Here is a 20,671-nt window from a genome sequence, read left to right as displayed (position 1 = left end):
GGTCTTTCATTCAACACTGCGTTGGCTGACACACCCTCATCGCGAGCACGCTCGCTCCCACAGGGGCTGGCGTTAATCATCAGGATAGCCACATGGGCTCAGGCTTCTTTTCCTCCTGGACATTCTGGGCACTGCTCTCGGCGACGTTCGCGGCACTGACGGCGATTTTCGCCAAAGTCGGCATCGAAAACGTCAATTCCGACTTCGCCACCCTCCTGCGCACCATCGTGGTACTCGTCAGCCTGGCCTTGATTTTGTACGCCACGGGCCAATATCAGTCATTGGGATCAATATCCGCCAAGAGCTATCTGTTCCTGCTGTTATCCAGCCTGGGCACCGGCGCGTCTTGGCTGTGCTATTTCCGGGCGCTAAAGGTCGGCCCGGCCTCGCTGGTGGCTCCAGTCGACAAGCTCAGCGTGGTGCTGGTGGCAGTGCTCAGCGTGATCCTGCTGGGCGAGAAACTCGACCTGCGTCAATGGGGTGGAATCGGTCTGATTACGGCCGGTGTGGTGATGCTGGCGTTTCGTCGCTGAGCTAATTTCTCACTGAACCCATCCCGATTTCCTACAGACAAAAGTACATAGCCTTATTGCTTGGACCAAGCTGAACGTAACCTGTCAGGCAAAAGCCCGAAACACTCTCTCGCTAGCCAGTAACACTTCAGCTGTGCAACATGGCGCGCGTGTCTCCACAAACGGGTATTCCCTTTATGAAACGTTTTCTTAGCATCGCCATGGCGTTGTGCATCGGCCTGACGATGAGCCTCGACGCCAACGCCAAGCGCTTTGGTGGTGGCAAAAGCGCCGGCGCTGCGCCGACGCACCAGACCAGCCAGATGGCTCCTTCTTCCTCAGGCATGGGCGGCGCTGCGGCGACCGCGGGTGCTGCCGGTGCCGCTGGCGCCGCTGCCAAGGCCGGCGGTGCTTCGCGCTGGCTCGGCCCTCTGGCCGGCATCGCTGCCGGTGGCCTGCTCGCGTCCATGTTCATGGGCGGCGGCTTCCAGGGCATGCAGATCTTCGACATCCTGATCATGGGCTTGATCGCGTTCGTGATCTTCCGTTTCATCGCCGCTCGTCGCCGCAAGCAGCAAGAGCAATTCGCTCCGGCCGGCGCGCCGATGCAGCGTGAAACGTTCGAGCACAAGCCTGCGGCCATGGGGTCGATCTTCGGTGGTTCGGCTGCACCGGCTGCCGCCCGTCCGGTGATCAACGCACCGGCCTGGTTCAACGAACAGAACTTCCTTGAAGCTGCGCGCAGCCACTTCCAGTCGCTGCAGCAGCACTGGGATGCCAACGAAATGGACAAGATCGCCGAGTTCGTGACCCCGCAAATGCTCGAGTTCCTCAAGCGTGAGCGTGCGGATCTGGGCGACGCGTTCCAGTCGACCTACATCGACAACCTCCAGGTGCAACTGGACGGCGTGGATGACCGTGCCGACAAGACCATCGCCACCCTGACCTTCAGCGGTGTGTCGAAGACTTCGCGTTTCGACCAGGGCGAAGTGTTCAGCGAAAGCTGGAACATGGAACGTCCGCAGGGCGACAACCAGCCTTGGCTGGTCGCCGGTATCCGCCAGAACGGCTGATACCCTCTGCGTTAAGCATGCGCTCATGAAAACCCTGGACTCGTCCGGGGTTTTTCTATTTCACGGTTGCATCTATAGCGAGCTACTGTATAAACCGGCCCATATAAACCGCGCCATTCAAGCAAGAGGATCCCGGACGTGGAAGAAATCATCGAACAACTGCGCGAAGCCAACGAACCCGTACCGGTTCCATTGGAGTTGCCTGACGAAGATCTGCTGGTCGAAATCGAAGAACAACTGTTCATCGATATTCCGTTTGTCTTCAAAGAGTTTTTGCTGACCGTCAGCGATGTGGTTTACGGCAGCCTGGAACCTGTGACCGTGACCGACCCACAATCCCACACTTACTTGCCGGATGTTGCCGCCAACGCCTGGGATGTCGGTGTTGATCGCAGCCTGATCCCGATCTGTCAGGACGGCGACGACTACTACTGTGTCGAGGAAGACGGCACAGTGGTGCTGTGGCAGGCCGAAGAAGAGTTGGTTGCCGAAGAAACCTGGGAATCGGTATGGCACTGGGCACGGGACGTCTGGCTGGAAAGCTGATCGGCCAAGCGCCCCGGGTGATCAGTGCCCCGACGACTCCTTGTGATTGTCGAGGGTTTCCAGCAAGGCCACCTGCATCCGCGTGTGCACGCGGATGAACCAACGCCAGAGCAGCGCCGCCACGGCGGCCGCGACCACGGCGATCAGCACCAGCAACTTGTTGGTCGGCAGAATACTGGCCGACAAGGCTGCCAGCAGCAGAAAAATCACCAGCAGCGAGAGAATCGGGATCACTTCGCAGATCACCCGGCGCACTCGTTGCGTGTGACGCCCAGCCATGTGCGGCTTCACGCCCATCTCCGCCAGCAACATCGACAGCGCCTTGAGCTTGCGGTACGCCGCAATCAAGAACGGCAGCGACACCAGCAACGCTCCACCCCAGATCAACGCTTTCTGCCAGCTCGGATCGCTGATCCAGTCTTGCATCCAGACCGACAGACGTCCGGCAAAGAATGCGCCGGTGAAGAAGATCGCAATCACCAGCGCCAGATTGACCCCGACCTGCAACAGAATCCGCCGAATCATCGCCGCCAGCATCGCGCCCTCGCCCTGCGGCTGAATGCTGCGCAGCCATTCGCCATACATCCCGAACACCCGCGCGAGGCGCTGCGGCATGGCGGCAGACAGCTTGATCGACAGCGGATCAGCGGCGCGAATCAGATAAGGCGTCAGCAGTGTAGTGATCACCGACACCGCCACGGCAACCGGATAAAGGAAGTGACTGGTCACCTGCAAGGTCATGCCCAGTGCCGCGATAATGAAGGAAAATTCGCCAATCTGTGACAGCCCCATCCCTACTCGCAGTGAGGTGCGTCCGTCATTGCCAGCGATAAAGGCACCGAGGCCGCAGGACAGCATCTTGCCCAGCACCACGGCGACGGTGATGACCGCTATCGGCCACGCATATTGCAGCAGGATCATCGGGTCGAGCATCAGACCGATGGCTACAAAGAAGATCGCGCTGAACAGATCACGAATTGGCTCGATCAGCCGTTCGATTTTCAGCAGTTGCCGTGACTCAGCCATGATTGCGCCGATCAGGAATGCGCCCAGCACCATGCTGTATTCGAGCTTCACGACCAGCAGGCAAAAGCCGAAACACAGGCCCAGCACGGTGATCAGCAGCATCTCGTTGCTTTCGAATTTGGCGACGTAAGCCAGCAAGCGTGGCACCAACAGAATGCCGATCACCAGCGCAACAATCATGAACAGCGACAGCTTGCCGACCGTGGAGAACACTTCGCCGGAGCTCACTGTGCCGCTGACGGCGATGCTCGACAGCAGGGCAATAATGCCGATGCCGAGGATGTCTTCGACGATCAACACACCGAAGATCAGCTGCGCGAAGCGCTCGTTCTTCATCTTCAGATCATTGAGCGCCTTGACGATGATGGTGGTCGAGGAGATCGCCAGGATCGCGCCGAGAAACAGCGAGTCCATGGTGCTCCATTCAAACCAGCGACCAATCTCATAGCCGATCCAGATCATCAGGACGATTTCGAGGAACGCCGCGATAAACGCCGTGGCGCCGACCTTGAACAGCTTACGCAGGCTGAACTCAAGGCCCAGGCAGAACATCAGGAAAATCACCCCCAGTTCGGCGAGGGTCTTGATCGTTTCTTCGTCATGGATGAAGCCGAACGGCGGGGTGTGCGGCCCGATGATGAAACCGGCAACGATGTAACCGAGCACCACCGGTTGCTTGAACCGGTGAAACAGGACAGTTACCACGCCAGCGACCAACATGATCACCGCCAGATCCTGAATAAAGCTGATGGCATGCATGGCGTGGGCTCCTAGATTGGCGAAGCGCGCAGTCAGACGCCAGAGAGGTCTGAGCGTGCTCGGAAAAATCCGCTTTTCTTGTGGGAATTGCCTTTTTGCACGGGCTTTTGCAGGGTAACACCGCGACTTCGGGCTGGAAGGCAGTGCAATATATGGAAACAGATCGATCCAGGCGTGACGGCGACCTGTTGCCCGGCGTCCCGATAACGGTACTTTTTGAAAAGTGACCAGGCACCCGCAGAGGTGCTTCCAGCAATCCAGCCTTGATCCGTGAGAACGTTATGGAACCCGGAAACGCCCAGCTGTCGATGACGGTACTGATGACCCCCGACATGGCCAACTTCTCAGGCAATGTCCACGGCGGCACCCTGCTCAAATACCTCGACGAAGTGGCCTACGCCTGCGCGAGCCGCTATGCCGGCCGCTATGTGGTGACCCTGTCGGTGGATCAGGTGATTTTCCGCGAGCCGATCCATGTCGGTGAACTGGTGACGTTCCTCGCCTCGGTCAACTACACCGGCAATACGTCGATGGAAGTCGGCATCAAAGTCGTGACCGAGAACATCCGCGAACGCTCGGTGCGCCACACCAACAGTTGCTTCTTCACCATGGTCGCGGTGGATGATCAGCGCAAACCCGCTGCCGTGCCGCCGCTACAACCGCAGAACAGTGAAGACAAGCGCCGTTACATGCAGGCCCAGCAGCGCCGGCAGATTCGTCAGGAACTGGAGAAGCGTTACCAGGAGATCAAGGGCGACGCCTGATCGATCCTTTGGAACGATGTCGCTTTACAGATAGCCTTCGCGAGCAAGCCAGCGCCCACATTTAATCGCAGTCCTCCCATGAGAACGCGGTCGAATGGGGGAGCGGGCTTGCTCGCGAAAGGGGTGACGCGGTCTTACAGACTGATCGCCGTAGCCTCGAACTTCACTCGCGGATGCGCAATTCGGTCCTGCGCACGCACCAGTTGCAGCTCATAACTGGCGCACGCCTGAGTCTCCAGCAACACTTCATGCACCGCCGCCGCCGTGAATTCGAACGCGGCCACCAGGCTGTCGCCCAGCAGCACCCGCGCCAGGAACAGACCAGACGTCAGATCGCCCACGCCCACCGGCTGGCGCGGGAACGCCAGCAACGGACGGCGCAGATGCCAACTGCCCTCGGCAGTCACCAACAACATCTCGAAGCCATCCGCCGGTTTGCCCGGATAATCCAGATGTTTGACCAGCACCGCTTTCGGCCCACGCGCCAGCAATGCCCGCGCCATCGCCAGACAATCGAACAATGACTGCGGCTTGCGTCCGGAGAAGCTGTCCAGTTCCAGTTGATTCGGACACATAATGTCCGCCACCGCGGCCGCCTCTTCCAATAAGAAGTCGCTGACCTCCGTCGGCACGCTGCACCCCTTCTGCGGGTGCCCCATCACCGGATCACACAGATAAAGCGCCTTCGGGTTGACCGATTTGATGCGCGCAACGCCGCTGAGAATCGCCCGCCCCTGTGCGGCGCTGCCCAGATACCCCGAGAGCACCGCATCGCAGTTACCCAATTCGCCAATGGCAGCGATGCCTTCGACCAGTTCGGGAATCTGCTCAGGCGACAGCACTTCGCCGGCCCACTGGCCGTATTGGGTGTGGTTGGAGAACTGCACGGTGTTGAGCGGCCAGACATTCACCCCGACCCGCTGCATCGGGAAAACCGCAGCGCTGTTGCCGGCGTGGCCAAACACCACATGGGACTGAATGGCGAGCAGATGAGGCGTACGTTTCATTCGGGTTTTCCGTAAAACGATTGAAATTCAAGCCGCGCAGTATGCGACGAAACGCAGTCTGTACGACAGACCGGCGACGCAGTTAAGCTGACGCCATCTTTTGGAGTTTGATGTTGATGCTGACCCTCGAAAACATCTTTGTGTTGATGCTGTTTGCCGCTGCCGGCGCGTGGCTTTGGCACAACCACGGCTTGCGCGAGCGAGCGCTGGAGCGGGTCAAGCAGCATTGTCTGAACGTGCGCGTCGAGTTGCTCGACGGCAACGTTGCGCTAAAGAAGATCGGCTTGATCAAGGACGCCAACGGTCGCCGACGTCTGGCGCGGGTGTACACCTTCGAATTCACGGTGACCGGCGAAACCCGCCACAACGGCACCATCACCCAGTTTGGCGCCCACAGCGCGCAGATCGAACTGGCGCCCTACCCGGCGCCGTTCGACGATACGCCGCCCGTGGTCGAAGTCCAGAAGCCACGCGCTGAAGTGATCGAACTGAGTCAGTGGCGGCAGGAACATACCAAGTGGAAGCCGTGAATTAGCGCGTCTGAATCCGGCACTGCGCCAATCCTGCCTGCAGTTGATCGATATTCTGCGAGTCGGCGAAGATCAGCTCGATTCGCGAATCCTTTCGCCATTCACTGGTTTGCCAATTCAGCTCAGCGTTATTCAGAGCATTCGCCGAAAACCAACCGTCGGCTCTGTGGATAACCAGTTTGGCCCTTGCCCACTCAAGGCTCTCAAGCCAAACGGCTATTTGTTGCTTATCGAACGTCTGGCTCGGATGCCAGCGCCATCCCATGCTCCAACCGCCCTCCTGTGCCTGACTCAGGCAAATCGGTAGCGTCGGATCGCTCCAGACAGCCGGCATCTGCGCCAACCCTTTGGGCGCGACCCAGTTATCCACACCCGCCACCGCTTGCGCGGCCAGGCCTGGCAGTTCGCTCAAGGGCAGTTGCGCCTGTTGCGTCCAGATCAGCCTGACGGGCGGCAACTGACTGGCTATTTTCTGTCGGGCAATCCCATCCAGGCCTTCAGCCTTGTTCAGCAACAGTAAACCGGCACGGGCCAACGCTTGCTGTTGCGCTGTCGGCAGCGCATTCCCCGCGTTGAGCGACTGGGCATCCAGCACCAGCACACACGGTTGTATCGCCAGTACGCCCTGCCATGGCGCTTCGCTCAGCTGTTCAAGTAACTGCGCGGGATGGCCCAGCCCGGATGGCTCGATAAACAGCCGATCCGGTTTGGCCTTGCGCAGTAAACGTCCAAGGCCGACCTGAAACGGCGCACCATTCACGCAACACAAACAGCCTCCGGCCACTTCACCCAGTGCGATACCATCGCCGTCGCGAGTCAACAGCGCAGCGTCCAGGCCGATCTGGCCGAACTCGTTGATGAGCACGGCCCAGCGTTCACCGACCGGTCGTTGCGCCATGAGCTGGCGAATCAGACTGGTCTTGCCGGCGCCCAAAGGGCCGGCGATGACATGGGTAGGAATGTTCTGCAACATGGCCGGGGATTTTCTGAGGAGAGCGAAGATGCGTTGGATGGGATGGTCGTTGTTGCTGATGCTGGTGTCGAGCGAAGTGTTGGCCCAAGCCTGCGTGGTGCGCAGCCAGGGCGAGCGGCTGGACGTCAAAGTCTGCCAGCAGAACCGCAACATCCCGGAAAAACTGTTCAACGACGGCTTTTGCCAACCCACGCTGGCCGGGCAGAAAGTCGAGGTGCAGTACGTCGATCAGTGCCCGACCGGAGCCTTCGGCGTTTGCAGCAACGCGCAAGTCGCCAATATGCCCTATCGCCAGGATACTCACTATTACGGCGTGGCCACTGATGCCGCTTATCTGCAGCCCTATTGCGAGGGGCAGAGCCACGGTAAATGGCTCAAGCCTTGAAGCGTTAGCCGAGCCAGTCGAGGGTGAGAATCAGCCGTCGCTCGCCGGCCGCCGGCTGGGGCGAGCGATGAATCAAGCCAAAACCTTCATTGCCGTGCCACTTCTCGCCCTTGAGTAGCGCGACTTCACCGCTGGCCAGTTGCTGGATCTGTGCCGAGTCTTGCGGCTGCGCGTTCGCCTGGCCCAGTTGCTGACGATCCATCGCACCTTCTTTGAGCCACTGGCTGCCGACACCCGCATACGTGCTGATCAGCCGCACCGGCACATGATCAACGTGGAAACGCGGACACATGGCCTTATCCAGCACCCGCAGACGCAAGCCGATACGCCGGGCGCCGAGCAGGCACGCGAAGGCGCTGACCAGCCACTTCAGGTCTGCGATAAAGCCCTCGTAACCCTGCAGATCGCGCAATCCGCCCGCCAACCCGGCGAGATCCGGCTCGGCCTCTTCGTCAGCCATTTCCAGGCACAGCGACTCAGCCAAGGGGTCGTTGAGGGACAGCAGCAAATCAGCGAATTCGGCGATGTGCAGTGGTAGTTGCCGCTGCCAGACCGCGAGGTTGGTTTCGTCCTCAAGGATGCGTGTCAGCACTTTGGGCGTGGCCCCCCGATGCTGGTAGCGGGTGCGAGTTTGCAGCATTTTGAGCGCGAGCATCAGGCCGCCTCTTCATGCCAGGGGCCGAACGGATCCGGCATCGATCGCCAGCCTTCGACGCCGATGGCCATTTCATCATCGGTCAGCAAACACTCGTCGAGCTCGGCGGAAAGCTGCACGAAATCGATGTTCTGGCCGATAAACACCAACTCCTGACGGCAGTCTCCGACGCTGGCTGTCCAGTTTTCCATGATCGCTGCAGTACTGTCCTGATCCTGCGGCCATTGGTTTTTCGGTACGAAACGCCACCAGCGTCCGGCAAAACCATGGCGCATCAAACCACCGGCCTGTGACCAACTGCCCGCGTCAGTAGGCTTGCTCGCCAGCCAGAAGAAGCCTTTGGAGCGCAGCAGCTTGCCGTTGAGCCACGGACGATCAATGAAGTTGTAAAAACGTTGCGGGTGGAATGGCCGGCGCGCGCGATAAGCGGTAGAGGCGATGCCATATTCATCAGTTTCCGGGACGTGCTCACCACGCAGTTCCTGCAACCAACCGGGGGCTTGCGCAGCTTTTTCAAAGTCGAAGCGACCCGTGTTGAGGATTTTTCCCAACGGCACTTCGCCCATGACCATAGGGATTATTTCGGCCTGAGCATTGAGGCGCTTGAGGATGGCGATCAGTTGTTCGCGCTCGCTCTGGCTGATCAGATCGATCTTGCTGATCAGCAACACATCGGCGAACTCGACTTGCTCAATGAGCAGATCAGTGATGGAGCGCTCGTCCTCCTCACCAAGGGTTTCACCGCGAGAGGCAAGGCTTTCGGCGGCCTGATAGTCGAGGAGGAAATTCATGCCGTCGACGACAGTGACCATGGTGTCGAGACGGGCGATGTCAGCGAGGCTCTGTCCCTGCTCATCGCGGAAGGTGAAGGTCTCCGCCACCGGCAGTGGCTCGGAGATCCCCGTTGACTCGATCAACAAGTAATCGAAGCGGCCATCACGGGCAAGCTTGCTGACTTCCTCAAGCAAGTCTTCACGTAACGTACAGCAGATACAGCCGTTACTCATTTCCACGAGTTTTTCTTCGGCGCGGTTCAGGCTGACATCACGCTGGACTTCGCTGCCATCAATGTTGATCTCGCTCATATCATTGACGATGACCGCAACACGCAAACCGTTTCGATTACGTAGTACGTAATTCAAAAGTGTACTTTTACCGGCGCCGAGAAATCCGGAAAGTACGGTCACGGGCAATTCGGCTGACATTGGATAATCCTCATTAGATAGCAGCCGATCAACGCATAGGTTGCGCATGACGTTTTCTGGCCTCCCACGACAGGGTCATGAAAGGTGAACGCTTTAAATCGACCCGCTCAGGCTCAGTTCAAGCTGATGTTATAGTATAACAATATGAATAATCCAGCCCCCTCCCGCCCTAAACGACGAAGAGCAGGAAGCTGCAACCCCTCTCACGCCCGGGAAACACTATGAAAAATGCGCTGAAATGCTCGTTGTTGAGCCTCATGCTGTTAATGACTGGCCGCGTTTGGGCGCAAATTCCGGAGATCGCCAAGTGCACGCGCAGCGCTAATCTGCTGGCCTGCGTCGATGCCGATGGCAACGCCTATAGCGTCAATACGGTAGGCAACACGCTCTATCTGCGTGGTTTTGAAAAGAGCAGCCAGCGTTACTGGGCGCAAACCAACAGTCGGTTCGGTCAACTGACGTTCTTCACCGGCGTCGCCTCCGACGGGGAAGCCTGGGTGGGCTATACCCGTCGGGTTGGTTGGACGACTATCAACCGCTTCTCCAGTTCGGGCGGTAGCAGCGCGAAGTTTACTTGCAGCCGAATCACCGGCTGCTAGGCCTGCGTTTTTTTCCGGGTCTGCTGCCACGCGAGGTAGCTGTCGATGGGTGGATTCTTTTCAAAGTAGCGCTGCAGCCCGTCAAATAAACCATCAGCGACGGCCTGTTGATGCCGCGTCGTGACCAGCCGCTGACTGTCACGCACGTTGGAAATAAAGCCTGTTTCCACCAGGATCGAGGGCACATCTGGCGACTTCAAAACCGCGAAGCCTGCTTGCTCGACGCGCTTTTGGTGCAGCGTAGTAATGCCTGCAAGACTGCCGAGAACCGTTTTCCCAAGCTGCAAACTAGCAGCGATCGTCGCGTTCATCGACATGTCGAGAATCACCCCCGCGAGCATCGGGTCCTTGTCTTTGAGATTAAGCAGGCTGGTGGCGCCGAGCAGATCGGCACCGTTTTCGCGTTGCGCCATGAAGCGGGCAGTCGCTGATGTCGCGCCACCTTCAGACAGGCAATACACCGACGCGCCAGAGGCCGTCAGACGCGGCGCCGCATCGGCATGTACCGAAATGAACATGTCGGCCTTGTGCTGACGAGCGATCTCGACACGCTTGCGTAAAGGCACGAAGAAGTCGTCGTTGCGCACCAGCTTCACGTCAAAACCTTTCTCTTTTTTCAGACGTTTGGCGAGCAATTTCGCGATGGATAACACCACATCCTTTTCCCGCTCTCCCTTGGCGCCGACTGCACCAGGGTCCTTTCCACCATGCCCAGGGTCGACAACCACGATGATGTCGCGCTTTGGATGAACCTTATCCAAGGATGTTTCACGTGGAACCATTGGCGCTGCAAGGGACTGCTTTGCGCTGACCAAATCCAACACAAGCCGGTGTCCCTGACCCTCCTGTGGCGCCAGAAGGAAGCTGTTAAGCAGTACAGGGCTGCTCAAATCGAGAACAATCCGCGTATCACCACGGCCAAAAGCGCCGGATCTGATAGATCGAATAACGGTGTTTTTTAACGCTAGCTGACTGAAATCACCGCTGACACTCGCCCCACTCAAATCAATAATGAGCCGCTCCGGCGCACTGAGCGTGAAGGTTTTGTAGCGTACCGGTCCGCTTAAATCGAAGACCAAACGCAGCCTTTCATCTGAGCGCCAGAGTCGAGCGTTGCGGATCTGCGTAGCTGACGCACTGAAAGGGAGAGCGAAGGCCGCACTGGCCAGAATCAAATTGAGCAAATGACGTCTGTGCATATGAAAGCCTGTTCATGAAAAAGGCATCGTGATTTGAATTGTTATAATGTAACATCTAATTCAATTAACACGATGGCCCCGAACATGAATTCGCTGACACTCCCGGATATCGCCGCGCAGGCGTCTCGCCAAGCTTTACCCCTCGAATGGGTGGGCATGTGCGGCATTGAGTTACCCGTGTTGCTAGAAGGCCAACGTCTGAGCGCCAAGGCTGATGCCGGTGTGAGTCTCGATGACGGTGAAGCACGCGGCATTCATATGTCGCGACTCTATGTGTCGTTAGCGGCCCTCGAACACACAAACCTCTCCCCCAATTTTTTGCGCCAAATACTCCAGCATTTTCTCGATAGCCATGACGGCTTATCCAAAAATGCCTACCTGAATATCCACACCGATCTGCTATTGAAACGTACCGCATTGGTCAGCCCTTTGGCCGGGTGGCGATCCTACCCAGTCACCCTTTCAGCCAGTCTGAAAAACGATATGTTCCACGTGGAACTCAAAATTGACGTGAAATATTCCTCGACGTGCCCTTGCTCCGCAGCACTCGCGAGGCAGCTCATCCAGCAACAATTCATTGATGACTTCGCCAACAAACCGCTGCAACACGCCGATGTGCTGTCCTGGCTCGGTACAAGCCAAGGCATCGTCGCGACGCCACACAGCCAACGCAGTACCGCGCAATTACACCTGCACCTCGATGAATTTATCGATGAGCTGCCGTTGAGCACGATCATCAACGATGCTGAAGCAGCCCTCGGCACCGCCGTCCAAACCGCTGTGAAACGTGCTGACGAACAAGCCTTCGCCTTGGCCAACGGACAGAATCCGATGTTCTGCGAAGACGCCGCTCGCCGACTGAATCTGGCCTTACGCCGCTCACCAGGCGTCAACGCCTTTCACCTGCGAGTGATTCACGCAGAAAGTCTGCACGCCCATGACGCCGTCGCCGAAAGTCGTTGGCACCGGGAGAACGCATGATCCGCTGCCAATCCTTGAGCTGGGGCGCACCCGGCCAGCCGCTGACTTCGCCTCTGAGGCTCGAATTCGAAACAGGCAGTCTTACCGCGATCATCGGCGCTAACGGCTGCGGCAAAAGCAGTTTGCTGAAAGTGATCGCGGGCCTGCAAAAACCCTTGGCAGGCCAAGTCACCCTGAGCGTTCCACGGCAGAGCGGGCTGTCCTTCCTCCCACAACAACAGCATCTGGATCGGCAATTCCCGATTAGCCTAGAGGAACTCGTGGCCGCCGGATTCTGGGGACGCAGACTGTCGACAACGTTGCGCGCTCAGCGCCTCAAAACCGCACTGGAAAACTGGCACCTTGGTGGACTTGAACGCCGTCCACTCATGGCGCTATCGGGCGGCGAATTACAACGCGCCCTGCTCGCTCGACTAAGCCTGACGGACACACCTGTGCTACTGCTGGACGAACCCCACGCCGCACTCGATGAACTCGGTCAGCAGCTACTCTGGCAACACATCCACGCATGGCATGCAGAGGAACGCACACTCGTCGTGGTGTGTCATGACCTGAGCGCCGTGCGCCAACACATCCCCCAAACCTTGCTGATCAAAAACACCGGCTGCGTGTATGGACCGAGCGCCGAACTGATCCGGCAAACACCTCATACGCAGGTGGCCTGATGCTCACCGTCGCCCACTTCTGGCAGCCGTTCAGCGAGTTCGTCTTCATGCGTCGCGCCTTGTTAGGCGGGCTGGTATTGGCCTGCAGCACCGCCCCCCTGGGTGTGTTTCTGATCTTGCGACGCATGAGCCTGATTGGTGACGCCGTCGCCCACGGCATCCTTCCCGGCGCCGCATTGGGCTTCTGGTTCGCCGGTCTAAGTCTGCCGGCGCTGACACTCGGCGGCCTCGGTGCCGGTTTGACCATGGCCGGTCTCGCCGCATGGATCACCCGACGCACCGGCCTGCGCGAAGACGCCAGCCTGGCGGCGATCTATCCAATCTCCTTGGCCGCCGGCGTACTCATTCTTGGCGTGGCCGGCAAACGCCTCGACCTTTTGCACCTGCTGTTCGGCTCGGCCTTGGCCGTCGATGGGCCAACCCTCAATGGCATGTTGTGGGTCTCGGCGCTGAGCCTGATCGCCATGACGCTCATCTACAAACCGCTGCTGCTCGATACCCTCGACCCGCTATTTTTGAGAACCGTCAGCCGCCTAGGCCCGCTCGCCCATGGTGTGTTTCTGACGCTGGTTGTACTGAATCTAGTGATCGGTTTCCAGGCCATCGGTGCGCTGATGGTGGTCGGGCTGATGATGCTTCCCGCTGCGGCCTCACGATTCTGGAGTCGACGCCTACCCATCCTGATAGCCGTTGCAGCAACCCTGGGTTGCCTGTCGGTATGGCTCGGTTTGTTGCTGTCGTTCTATTACTCACTGCCCAGCGGCCCCGCCATCGTGCTGGTCGCCGGCGCGGCTTATCTGCTGTCCGTGGTGTTCGGACCGGTGCACGGCCTGCTGCGCCGCCCGCCTTTGCTCACATCCCAATGAGGTGTTTCCCGATGCGCGCTCTACTTGTGCTGTTCAGCCTGATGCTGTCGATGTCGTTGTCGGCGGCGGAAAAATTGCCAGTGGTCACCAGCTTCAGCATCCTCGCCGACATGGTGCATCAGGTCGGCGGCGAGCATATCCAGATCACCAACATGGTCGGCCCGGACGCTGACGCCCACACCTATGAGCCAACACCGGACGATGCCAAAGCCCTGCTCAAGGCCAAACTGATCATCAAGAACGGGCTCGGTTTTGAGCCATGGCTGGATCGTCTGGTGACCAGCACTGAGACCAAAGCCCCGGTCGTCAGTGCCAGTCACGGCGTGATTCCACGCTCGCTGGACGAGGACGGCGAGACCGTTCCCGACCCACACGCCTGGCACAATCTGGCCAACACTGAGCTGTACATCGCCAACATCACCAAAGCACTGATCGCGGCTGACCCGGCGAACAAAGCCGATTACGAGCGCAACAGCAAAACCTATCTGAAGCAAATCTACGCCCTCCTCGCCGAAGCCAAGGCCAAACTGGGTTCGCTACCACCGGGCAATCGCAAGATCGTTACTAGCCATGATGCCTTCGGTTACCTCGGTCAGGCCTACGGTATCGACTTCATGGCTCCCCAGGGGCTGTCGACCGAGCGCGAACCGTCCGCCGCAGAAGTCGCTGCACTGATCACCCAGATCCGCCAGGCCCACGTCAAAGCGGTGTTCATGGAAAACATCAAGGACGCCCGCCTGCTCAAACAGATCGCCGACGAAAGCGGCGCGCACATCGGCGGCACGCTTTACTCGGACGCCCTCGCCGCGAGTGGCCCCGCCAGCACCTTCACCGGCTTATTCGAATACAACCTCAACACCCTTTACGACGCGCTGAGCCGACCATGATCCGCAAAAATCCTTCAGGCGATTTACCGCAAATTGCCGAGTCGGCCTATGTCGACAAAACCGCGATCATCTGCGGCAAAGTGGTGATCGGCGAAAACGTCTTCGTCGGCCCGTACGCGGTCATCCGCGCGGACGAGGTGGATGCATCGGGCGGGATGGAGCCGATCACCATCGGCGCCAATTCGAACATTCAGGACGGTGTGGTGATCCACTCAAAATCCGGTGCAGCGGTGACCATCGGCGAGTTCAGCTCCATCGCACACCGCTCGATCGTGCACGGCCCGTGCGTGGTCGGCGACCGGGTATTCATCGGCTTCAACAGCGTGTTGTTCAACTGCGTGGTTGGCAGTGGCTGCGTGGTACGCCATAACTCCGTGGTCGATGGTCGCGATTTGCCAGACGCGTTCTATGTGCCCTCCACCACCCGCATCGGCCCGAACACCGACCTGTCGTTATTCGCGCCAGTGAGTGTCAGCGCCTCAGAGTTTTCCGAAGACGTGGCGCGTACCAACGTCGATCTGGTACGCGGCTACAAAGCCCTGCAGAACGAGTTCTGACCCCTCATTTTGATAAGGCTTTAGAGACGCGTTCACGAACAAGCCCGCAGCCACAAGGTCAACACTAGACCTGAGGCTGCGGGCTTGCTCGCGAAGGATTTAAGTTCTTGGTTTGACAGCGCCGCAATCCTGGCCCAGCCATACCGCGCGGGTTTCCAGACTACCCTTCTGATTGATACCGATGGCGTTGAATGTACCGTTGGCGACCGTGGTGAATTCACGATCACTGAGGAACGTGGCCACACCAGTGCCCTGCGCTCTCGGGCAACTGAAGCGGAATTTCCATTGGTTGCCGCTACGGTCGGTGATCTGCTGTTTGCAGCCCGATTGCGGATCAGCCAACGGAATATCATCGGTCGCCACTTGTTGCGGCGTCAGACAGGCGCGGATGCCTTTACCGCCAATATTGATCCCGTTCTTTTCCAGCGCTGCCCGCTGTTGGGGAGTCATCTGCCCCTGGAGTTGGCCAAGGATCGATTGCACATCCATCGGTTGATCATCGACTTTCACATTGCTCGAGGTCATTTCCCACAGACCCGGTTGCAGCATCTGCGCCTGAGCCATCACCGGCATTGCCAAACCCAGGCCCAGCGCCAAACCCAGCAGACGAACATTCATCGATAAACTCCTGATCAGTAGTGGCCTTTAGACGTCGGCCGATTGCTTCGGTTCATGCACCAATTAAATAGCGACATTCGCGATAGAACATGGTCTGTTAAGCATTGAATCTTGCGGAGCAAGGCTGCCCCATGGATTATTTTGGACCGCACATTTTCGGTTATATGATCGCCCTGATACACACCCTCGGATTGATCGCCGCGATTCATGCGGTGCTGACCGTGCGCACGGCTCAGGGCTCGATCGCTTGGGCATTGTCGCTGATCTTCATTCCTTACCTGACGCTTATTCCTTACCTGGTGTTCGGCCGCAGCACGTTCGATGGCTACATCAAAGCGCGACGCCAAGCCAACGAACAGATGCGTCAGGCCATCTCCGAACTGAACTGGCGTCCATGGGTAGAAGAAGCCCTGACCGCCCGGGCCTCGAATGCCTATGCATCGCTACGCGCCATGCCCAAACTGGGCCGCATGCCGTGCCTGGCAAACAACGAAGTACAGTTGTTGGTGAACGGCACAGACACCTTCGAGGCGATTTTCCATGCCATCGATCAAGCCCGGGAAGCGGTACTGATCCAGTTCTTCATCATTCATGACGACCGACTCGGCCAACGCCTGCGCGATTTGCTGCTCAAGAAAGCCGCTGAAGGCGTGACCATCCATTTGCTCTTCGACGGCATCGGCAGCCACGCCCTGCCCCACAGCTATGTGCAGGCATTGCGTGATGGCGGCGTCGAAGTCAAAGCCTTCGCCACACGCAGCGGCTGGCTCAACCGCTTTCAGGTCAATTTCCGTAACCACCGCAAAATCGTCGTGGTCGATGGTGTGATCGGGTTTGTCGGCGGGCATAACGTCGGCGATGAATACATGGGGGAGAAACCACCGTTGGCGCCATGGCGCGACACGCATGTGAAAGTGCGAGGCCCGGTGGTGGCGTGCATGCAGGAATCCTTTGCCGAAGACTGGTTCTGGGCCGCGCGAACGTTACCGCCGCTCATCTTGCCGGATGAGTACCCCGACGATGGCGTGCTCTGCCAACTGCTCGCCAGTGGGCCGGCGGATGCTTACGAAACCTGCTCTCTGTTCTTCGTCGAAGCCATCCACGCCGCGACGGAGCGGGTGTGGATCACCAGCCCTTATTTCATTCCTGACGAAGCCGTATTCGCGGCGTTAAGGCTGGCGGTTTTACGCGGTGTGGATGTGCGCTTGCTGCTGCCTTCGCGTCCCGATCACCGTATCGTCTATGCCGCCTCTAGCCTCTATGCGTTTGAAGCCGTGCGCGCAGGCGTGCGCGTATTCCGCTACCAACCGGGGTTCCTGCATCAGAAAGTCGTGTTGATCGACAGTGAGATCAGCGCCATCGGCAGCGCCAATCTGGACAACCGCTCGTTCCGGCTGAATTTCGAAGTGATGCTGCTGACCGTCGACAGCGATTTTGCCGTCAGCGTGGAACACATGCTCAACGAGGATTTCGAGCAAGCCTTTGAGATCGCCAAAGAAGAAAGCCGGAAGATCCACCGCCTGCAACAGGTCGGCATGCGGATCGCCCGGCTTATTTCACCGATTCTCTAAACGCTCCCTCCTACAGATTGAGGGAGCGGCGGTTATCAAGGGTGGTAGATGTCGTCACGGGTCCAAGGCAGTTCATGGCTGCCATCGGCGTGCGCTTTCACCGCGAGAATCTGGTGCAGATTGATCCAGCCATGCGCGAATGCGTAAGCACAGCCAGCCAGGTACAGGCGCCAGATACGCAACGCCTGATCAGGCACCAGTTTCGCGGCGGCTTCGAGGTTGTCCTCCAGCCGCTCGCTCCAGTGATCCAGCGTACGTGCGTAATGCAGGCGCAGGCTTTCGACGTCGACAATCTCCAGTCCGGCTTCGCTGATCTCGCCCGAGATCATTGCCAGGTGCGGTAGCTCGCCGTTGGGGAATACATATTTCTCGATGAACTCCCCGGCACCACGCCCCACCGGACGGCCATCGGTATGCTTGGCGGTGATGCCATGGTTCATCACCAGACCGCCCTCCTTCACCGCGCCAAACAAGGTTTTACAGTACTCGGCGAGATTGGCGTGGCCGACGTGCTCAAACATACCGACGCTGACCACTTTGTCGAAACGCCCGTCCTGGGGAAGATCGCGGTAGTCGAGCAGTTGCAGTTCGATCAGGTCTTCCAGGCCTTCGGCTTTCACCCGCTCGCGGGCCAGTTCCAGTTGCGCGTTGCTCAGGGTGATACCCAATACCTTGGCGCCGAACTCCCGCGCGGCGTAGCGCGCCAGGCCGCCCCATCCACAACCGACATCGAGTAAATAGTCGCCTGGCTGCAAACGCAGCTTGCGGCATAGATGACCGAATTTGGCTTGTTGCGCCTGTTCAAGGGTTTCGCTGCCAGTCTCAAAATAAGCGCAGGAGTACGCCATGTCGCTGTCCAGCCAGAGCTGGTAGAACGCGTTGGACAGGTCGTAGTGATAGGAGATGGCTTTGGCGTCGGTTTCCTTGTCGTGCAGCGAGCGTACCGGGTTGCTGTCGTCATCCTCATTGAGCAAAGCGCTGCTCCACTCGTCACAAACACGGATGACCTCGGCAATCGAGCCCTCCAGTTCGAGCTTGCCCTCGACGAATGCAGCCCCTAGCGCATCAAGGCTTGGGTGGGTCAACTGCGAAACCATCTGGGGATCCTTGACCACGATGGTGACACTGGGCGATGGCCCGAGATTGAACTCATGGCCATCCCAAAGTCGCAGACGAAGCGCAAGCTGCAGATTCTGTAAGGCCGGTGGAAGTTGCGCGAGCATGGAAATCCCCCTTGTTTCAGACGTCGAATCTGAGGGTAGACCATCCTGGAAAAATAGCAGGCTATCGATTTAATTAGCCTTATCTATTGTTGCAGACGCTCTAACAGGCCTTCCTGCACCCACTGTTTCAACCAGGTCACGGCCTGAAGTGGAGCGCCCTCTTCATAGATGACTGCTAACTCGGCGCACAGTTCGGCGAAACTCCAACCTTCGTTTACCAAGCCATTCAGAGCATTGGCCTCGGCAGATTCCAGACTGCGGTAATGACAGATCAGATCGTTGCGCCAGATCAGGTAGATCTGAGGGGTTTGGAGTGGCTGGCTGGTAGGGAAATCGGTTTGTTCTTTAACGGAACGCCACAGGGCGACGCTGTTGAACCGGCATTCCAGCCACTGAACGCAAGGCGCGAGTTTGACCCGCAGCACTGGCCATTCTTGCGCGGACAGCGTCGTCATGGTTTCGAGATTTAACGGCTCACCCGCTGGCGCATCGAAAGCCAAAGTGAATGCCCACTCGAGCGTGGCCATTTCAGACAAAGGCGCACTGTGTTCAGGCACCAGATGCTCGCGAATAAACCCTTCGAAACCTTTACCCAACCAACGCAGGCTGTAATGCGCCGACGGGTATTGACGCAGGTACGCGGTGGCGAGCGAGTCGAACTCCTCGTCGCCCATCCAGTACCAGATCACCGGAAAATCGTTGCGCAACACTTCCAGTAGTCGGGCCTGATAAGCGTTGTGATAGATCGCCAGACCGGTGCCGACATCCAGCGTAGGCCCGCCGATCAGGCTGGCGCCCAGCAGCGGTTGGGCTGTGGCCGCCTCATCCAGCAAATACGACTCGAATGCCAATTGCCATTCTTTCAGGCGCATTGCTGTCTCCCGGCCAGAACCCTTTCACCCAGCGCCCGGGCCTTTTGCAGCTCATCGAGCAACTCTTCAAAAGGCGGAAAGTGGTCGTCACGTTCCAGCAAAGTAGCCACCGGCCCGAAGTGCTCCAACGTACGTTGATACAACGCCCAGACGGGGTCGCTCACCGGTTGGTCATGGGTATCGATGACGTAATCGCCGTAGTCGCTGTGTCCCGCCAGATGCAGTTGACGCACCTTGTCGGTCGGCAGGCTTTGAATGAACGTCCACGGATCGAAACCATGATTGCGGGAGCTGACGTAGACATTGTTGACGTCCAGCAGTAACTCACAACCGCTCACCCGACTCAGGACAGCAAGAAATTCCCATTCAGTGAAATCATCCGAAGCGCCGCGGACATAGCTGGAGACGTTCTCCAGCACCAACGGCCGCTGCAAAACGTCCTGAACGTGGCGCACGCGTTCGGCAATGTATTCAAGACTTTCTTCGGTGTAAGGCAGAGGCAGCAAATCGTGCAACTGATGAGCGTTGCCGCGACTCCAGCACAAGTGATCAGAGATCCACGCGGGGTTGACCCGTTCGGCCAGTTGCTTGAGTTGTTTCAGATAGTCCACATCGAGGGCATGTGGCCCGCCGATGGAGAGGGAAACGCCATGCATCACCAGCGGATAACGCTCGGCAATGGCGTCCAGGTGATACAGGGCTTTACCGCCCTGCACCATGAAATTTTCGGAGACCACTTCAAACCAGTCCACGTTCGGCGACTGTTCGAGGATCTGCTGGTAGTAAGCGCTACGCAATCCCAGGCCATAGCCGAGGAAGGGGACAGAGGCGGACATGTGCAGACTCCTGATAAAAAGTGGCCGCAGTGGCGTGAGCCACTGCGGCGGCACTTGCCGGTCAGTTATTCGCCGACCTTGCCACCTGCTTTTTCGCAATCCGCTTGAGTCATGGCTTTGAAACCCTGGCCTTTGCAGGAGCCTTGGCCTTTGCAAGCATGGTCTTTGGTTTTGCAGTCGTTCTGGCCTTTGCAGGCAGTCACGCCGTAGCAGTGAACGTTGGCATCAGCGGCCATCGCATTGGTGGCGACACCGGCAAACAGAGTGGCAGCGGCCAAAGCGAGAGCGGCACCAGCAGCAGCGGTCTTGATAGTCATTTTTCTTATCCTCGGTAATCGTCAGGGATGTCGGCTGGACGGTTT

At 58.4% G+C, this 20,671-nt stretch carries 24 protein-coding genes; 13 read left to right on the top strand and 11 right to left on the bottom strand.

Going from position 1 to position 20,671, the window contains the following annotated elements; translation table 11 throughout:
* Positions 1-92 precede the first annotated feature (92 nt).
* The 3 genes from K5E40_RS17270 (at position 93) to K5E40_RS17260 (ending at position 2,131) form a co-directional block, all read left to right on the top strand.
* Positions 93-533 (top strand): EamA family transporter, encoded by a 441-nt coding sequence (locus K5E40_RS17270; RefSeq protein ID WP_221731870.1) that lies wholly within the window; start codon positions 93-95, stop codon positions 531-533.
* 176 nt (positions 534-709) lie between these two features.
* Positions 710-1,585 (top strand): Tim44 domain-containing protein, encoded by an 876-nt coding sequence (locus tag K5E40_RS17265; RefSeq protein WP_221731869.1) that lies wholly within the window; start codon positions 710-712, stop codon positions 1,583-1,585.
* A gap of 138 nt (positions 1,586-1,723) precedes the next feature.
* A complete protein-coding gene (locus K5E40_RS17260) occupies positions 1,724-2,131 on the top strand; it encodes an SMI1/KNR4 family protein (RefSeq protein WP_221731868.1) in 408 nt (135 codons plus the stop codon).
* Positions 2,132-2,152: 21 nt separating this feature from the next.
* On the opposite strand, the gene K5E40_RS17255 is transcribed toward K5E40_RS17260, so the two are convergent.
* Complete coding sequence (locus K5E40_RS17255; RefSeq protein ID WP_221731867.1) at positions 2,153-3,916, bottom strand: cation:proton antiporter; 1,764 nt, start codon at positions 3,914-3,916, stop codon at positions 2,153-2,155.
* Positions 3,917-4,197: 281 nt separating this feature from the next.
* On the opposite strand from K5E40_RS17255, the gene K5E40_RS17250 reads away from it, so the two are divergent.
* Positions 4,198-4,680: an acyl-CoA thioesterase gene (locus K5E40_RS17250; protein ID WP_003229693.1), complete on the top strand. Its 483-nt coding sequence runs from the start codon at positions 4,198-4,200 to the stop codon at positions 4,678-4,680.
* A 134-nt stretch (positions 4,681-4,814) separates the two neighbouring features.
* On the opposite strand, the gene pdxY is transcribed toward K5E40_RS17250, so the two are convergent.
* Positions 4,815-5,687: a pyridoxal kinase PdxY gene (gene pdxY, locus K5E40_RS17245; protein ID WP_221731866.1), complete on the bottom strand. Its 873-nt coding sequence runs from the start codon at positions 5,685-5,687 to the stop codon at positions 4,815-4,817.
* Between the two features lie 116 nt (positions 5,688-5,803).
* Between pdxY and K5E40_RS17240 the strand changes: the two genes are divergently transcribed.
* Complete coding sequence (locus K5E40_RS17240; protein WP_221731865.1) at positions 5,804-6,217, top strand: DUF3301 domain-containing protein; 414 nt, start codon at positions 5,804-5,806, stop codon at positions 6,215-6,217.
* 1 nt (position 6,218) lies between these two features.
* Here the strand turns inward: K5E40_RS17240 and K5E40_RS17235 are convergent, their stop codons facing one another.
* The gene (locus K5E40_RS17235) at positions 6,219-7,190 is read right to left on the bottom strand and encodes a GTP-binding protein (RefSeq protein ID WP_221731864.1); all 972 of its coding nucleotides are present in this window, start codon (positions 7,188-7,190) and stop codon (positions 6,219-6,221) included.
* Positions 7,191-7,218: 28 nt separating this feature from the next.
* Between K5E40_RS17235 and K5E40_RS17230 the strand changes: the two genes are divergently transcribed.
* On the top strand, positions 7,219-7,575 hold the full coding sequence (locus K5E40_RS17230) for an NADH:ubiquinone oxidoreductase (RefSeq protein WP_221731863.1): 357 nt from the start codon (positions 7,219-7,221) through the stop codon (positions 7,573-7,575).
* A gap of 4 nt (positions 7,576-7,579) precedes the next feature.
* Here K5E40_RS17230 and K5E40_RS17225 read toward each other — a convergent pair whose 3' ends face one another.
* Complete coding sequence (locus tag K5E40_RS17225; protein ID WP_221731862.1) at positions 7,580-8,230, bottom strand: DUF1826 domain-containing protein; 651 nt, start codon at positions 8,228-8,230, stop codon at positions 7,580-7,582.
* Complete coding sequence (zigA, locus tag K5E40_RS17220; protein ID WP_221731861.1) at positions 8,230-9,435, bottom strand: zinc metallochaperone GTPase ZigA; 1,206 nt, start codon at positions 9,433-9,435, stop codon at positions 8,230-8,232. Before zigA ends, K5E40_RS17225 begins: the two co-directional genes overlap by 1 nt.
* Positions 9,436-9,656: 221 nt before the next feature.
* Here zigA and K5E40_RS17215 point away from each other — a divergent pair, with 221 nt between their 5' ends.
* The gene (locus K5E40_RS17215) at positions 9,657-10,034 is read left to right on the top strand and encodes a glutamine synthetase (protein WP_221731860.1); all 378 of its coding nucleotides are present in this window, start codon (positions 9,657-9,659) and stop codon (positions 10,032-10,034) included.
* On the opposite strand, the gene K5E40_RS17210 is transcribed toward K5E40_RS17215, so the two are convergent.
* Positions 10,031-11,233, bottom strand: a complete 1,203-nt coding sequence (locus tag K5E40_RS17210; protein ID WP_221731859.1) for an N-acetylmuramoyl-L-alanine amidase — start codon at positions 11,231-11,233, stop codon at positions 10,031-10,033. The genes K5E40_RS17215 and K5E40_RS17210 overlap by 4 nt on opposite strands.
* Positions 11,234-11,317: 84 nt before the next feature.
* Here K5E40_RS17210 and folE2 point away from each other — a divergent pair, with 84 nt between their 5' ends.
* Genes folE2 through K5E40_RS17185 form a run of 5 tightly spaced genes read left to right on the top strand, consistent with a single transcriptional unit; the run spans position 11,318 to position 15,189 of the window.
* On the top strand, positions 11,318-12,214 hold the full coding sequence (folE2, locus tag K5E40_RS17205; protein ID WP_221731858.1) for a GTP cyclohydrolase FolE2: 897 nt from the start codon (positions 11,318-11,320) through the stop codon (positions 12,212-12,214).
* Positions 12,211-12,879, top strand: a complete 669-nt coding sequence (locus K5E40_RS17200; RefSeq protein WP_221731857.1) for a metal ABC transporter ATP-binding protein — start codon at positions 12,211-12,213, stop codon at positions 12,877-12,879. The genes folE2 and K5E40_RS17200 overlap by 4 nt, the downstream gene beginning before the upstream one ends.
* On the top strand, positions 12,879-13,745 hold the full coding sequence (locus K5E40_RS17195; protein ID WP_221731856.1) for a metal ABC transporter permease: 867 nt from the start codon (positions 12,879-12,881) through the stop codon (positions 13,743-13,745). The genes K5E40_RS17200 and K5E40_RS17195 overlap by 1 nt, the downstream gene beginning before the upstream one ends.
* Before the next feature lie 11 nt (positions 13,746-13,756).
* The gene (locus K5E40_RS17190; RefSeq protein ID WP_221731855.1) at positions 13,757-14,632 is read left to right on the top strand and encodes a metal ABC transporter substrate-binding protein; all 876 of its coding nucleotides are present in this window, start codon (positions 13,757-13,759) and stop codon (positions 14,630-14,632) included.
* A complete protein-coding gene (locus K5E40_RS17185) occupies positions 14,629-15,189 on the top strand; it encodes a carbonate dehydratase (RefSeq protein ID WP_221731854.1) in 561 nt (186 codons plus the stop codon). Before K5E40_RS17190 ends, K5E40_RS17185 begins: the two co-directional genes overlap by 4 nt.
* A gap of 99 nt (positions 15,190-15,288) precedes the next feature.
* Here K5E40_RS17185 and K5E40_RS17180 read toward each other — a convergent pair whose 3' ends face one another.
* Positions 15,289-15,807, bottom strand: coding sequence for a DUF3617 domain-containing protein (locus tag K5E40_RS17180; RefSeq protein ID WP_221731853.1), 519 nt, complete (start codon positions 15,805-15,807; stop codon positions 15,289-15,291).
* A 131-nt stretch (positions 15,808-15,938) separates the two neighbouring features.
* On the opposite strand from K5E40_RS17180, the gene cls reads away from it, so the two are divergent.
* A complete protein-coding gene (cls, locus tag K5E40_RS17175; RefSeq protein WP_221731852.1) occupies positions 15,939-17,378 on the top strand; it encodes a cardiolipin synthase in 1,440 nt (479 codons plus the stop codon).
* 35 nt (positions 17,379-17,413) lie between these two features.
* Here cls and cfaB read toward each other — a convergent pair whose 3' ends face one another.
* The 4 genes from cfaB to K5E40_RS17155 form a co-directional block, all read right to left on the bottom strand.
* Positions 17,414-18,601 carry a C17 cyclopropane fatty acid synthase CfaB gene (gene cfaB / locus K5E40_RS17170; protein WP_221731851.1) on the bottom strand — a complete coding sequence of 396 codons (1,188 nt, stop codon included), beginning with the start codon at positions 18,599-18,601 and terminating at the stop codon, positions 17,414-17,416.
* Positions 18,602-18,684: 83 nt separating this feature from the next.
* Positions 18,685-19,473 carry a DNA-binding domain-containing protein gene (locus K5E40_RS17165; protein ID WP_221731850.1) on the bottom strand — a complete coding sequence of 263 codons (789 nt, stop codon included), beginning with the start codon at positions 19,471-19,473 and terminating at the stop codon, positions 18,685-18,687.
* Complete coding sequence (locus K5E40_RS17160) at positions 19,464-20,309, bottom strand: DUF692 domain-containing protein (protein WP_221731849.1); 846 nt, start codon at positions 20,307-20,309, stop codon at positions 19,464-19,466. The genes K5E40_RS17165 and K5E40_RS17160 overlap by 10 nt, the downstream gene beginning before the upstream one ends.
* A gap of 65 nt (positions 20,310-20,374) precedes the next feature.
* On the bottom strand, positions 20,375-20,626 hold the full coding sequence (locus K5E40_RS17155) for a hypothetical protein (protein ID WP_221731848.1): 252 nt from the start codon (positions 20,624-20,626) through the stop codon (positions 20,375-20,377).
* Positions 20,627-20,671 lie beyond the last annotated feature (45 nt).

It is taken from the genome of Pseudomonas baetica, from assembly GCF_019733355.1.
GTDB lineage: Bacteria > Pseudomonadota > Gammaproteobacteria > Pseudomonadales > Pseudomonadaceae > Aquipseudomonas > Aquipseudomonas baetica_A.
Note: the sequence above shows the minus strand (reverse complement) of the source record. Positions and strands in the feature narration are given on the sequence as shown.

Excerpts from the sequence above, each read along its gene's own strand:
- cls (WP_221731852.1), top strand. The coding sequence starts at position 15,939 with ATGGATTATTTTGGACCGCACATTTTCGGTTATATGATCGCCCTGATA.
- cfaB (WP_221731851.1), bottom strand. The coding sequence starts at position 18,601 with ATGCTCGCGCAACTTCCACCGGCCTTACAGAATCTGCAGCTTGCGCTT.
- K5E40_RS17265 (WP_221731869.1), top strand. The coding sequence starts at position 710 with ATGAAACGTTTTCTTAGCATCGCCATGGCGTTGTGCATCGGCCTGACG.
- K5E40_RS17250 (WP_003229693.1), top strand. The coding sequence starts at position 4,198 with ATGGAACCCGGAAACGCCCAGCTGTCGATGACGGTACTGATGACCCCC.
- K5E40_RS17155 (WP_221731848.1), bottom strand. The coding sequence starts at position 20,626 with ATGACTATCAAGACCGCTGCTGCTGGTGCCGCTCTCGCTTTGGCCGCT.
- pdxY (WP_221731866.1), bottom strand. The coding sequence starts at position 5,687 with ATGAAACGTACGCCTCATCTGCTCGCCATTCAGTCCCATGTGGTGTTT.
- K5E40_RS17215 (WP_221731860.1), top strand. The coding sequence starts at position 9,657 with ATGAAAAATGCGCTGAAATGCTCGTTGTTGAGCCTCATGCTGTTAATG.
- K5E40_RS17165 (WP_221731850.1), bottom strand. The coding sequence starts at position 19,473 with ATGCGCCTGAAAGAATGGCAATTGGCATTCGAGTCGTATTTGCTGGAT.
- K5E40_RS17195 (WP_221731856.1), top strand. The coding sequence starts at position 12,879 with ATGCTCACCGTCGCCCACTTCTGGCAGCCGTTCAGCGAGTTCGTCTTC.
- K5E40_RS17160 (WP_221731849.1), bottom strand. The coding sequence starts at position 20,309 with ATGTCCGCCTCTGTCCCCTTCCTCGGCTATGGCCTGGGATTGCGTAGC.
- K5E40_RS17210 (WP_221731859.1), bottom strand. The coding sequence starts at position 11,233 with ATGCACAGACGTCATTTGCTCAATTTGATTCTGGCCAGTGCGGCCTTC.
- K5E40_RS17255 (WP_221731867.1), bottom strand. The coding sequence starts at position 3,916 with ATGCATGCCATCAGCTTTATTCAGGATCTGGCGGTGATCATGTTGGTC.
- K5E40_RS17200 (WP_221731857.1), top strand. The coding sequence starts at position 12,211 with ATGATCCGCTGCCAATCCTTGAGCTGGGGCGCACCCGGCCAGCCGCTG.
- K5E40_RS17185 (WP_221731854.1), top strand. The coding sequence starts at position 14,629 with ATGATCCGCAAAAATCCTTCAGGCGATTTACCGCAAATTGCCGAGTCG.
- K5E40_RS17190 (WP_221731855.1), top strand. The coding sequence starts at position 13,757 with ATGCGCGCTCTACTTGTGCTGTTCAGCCTGATGCTGTCGATGTCGTTG.
- K5E40_RS17235 (WP_221731864.1), bottom strand. The coding sequence starts at position 7,190 with ATGTTGCAGAACATTCCTACCCATGTCATCGCCGGCCCTTTGGGCGCC.
- K5E40_RS17180 (WP_221731853.1), bottom strand. The coding sequence starts at position 15,807 with ATGAATGTTCGTCTGCTGGGTTTGGCGCTGGGCCTGGGTTTGGCAATG.
- folE2 (WP_221731858.1), top strand. The coding sequence starts at position 11,318 with ATGAATTCGCTGACACTCCCGGATATCGCCGCGCAGGCGTCTCGCCAA.
- K5E40_RS17225 (WP_221731862.1), bottom strand. The coding sequence starts at position 8,230 with ATGCTCGCGCTCAAAATGCTGCAAACTCGCACCCGCTACCAGCATCGG.
- K5E40_RS17270 (WP_221731870.1), top strand. The coding sequence starts at position 93 with ATGGGCTCAGGCTTCTTTTCCTCCTGGACATTCTGGGCACTGCTCTCG.
- K5E40_RS17240 (WP_221731865.1), top strand. The coding sequence starts at position 5,804 with ATGCTGACCCTCGAAAACATCTTTGTGTTGATGCTGTTTGCCGCTGCC.
- K5E40_RS17230 (WP_221731863.1), top strand. The coding sequence starts at position 7,219 with ATGCGTTGGATGGGATGGTCGTTGTTGCTGATGCTGGTGTCGAGCGAA.
- zigA (WP_221731861.1), bottom strand. The coding sequence starts at position 9,435 with ATGTCAGCCGAATTGCCCGTGACCGTACTTTCCGGATTTCTCGGCGCC.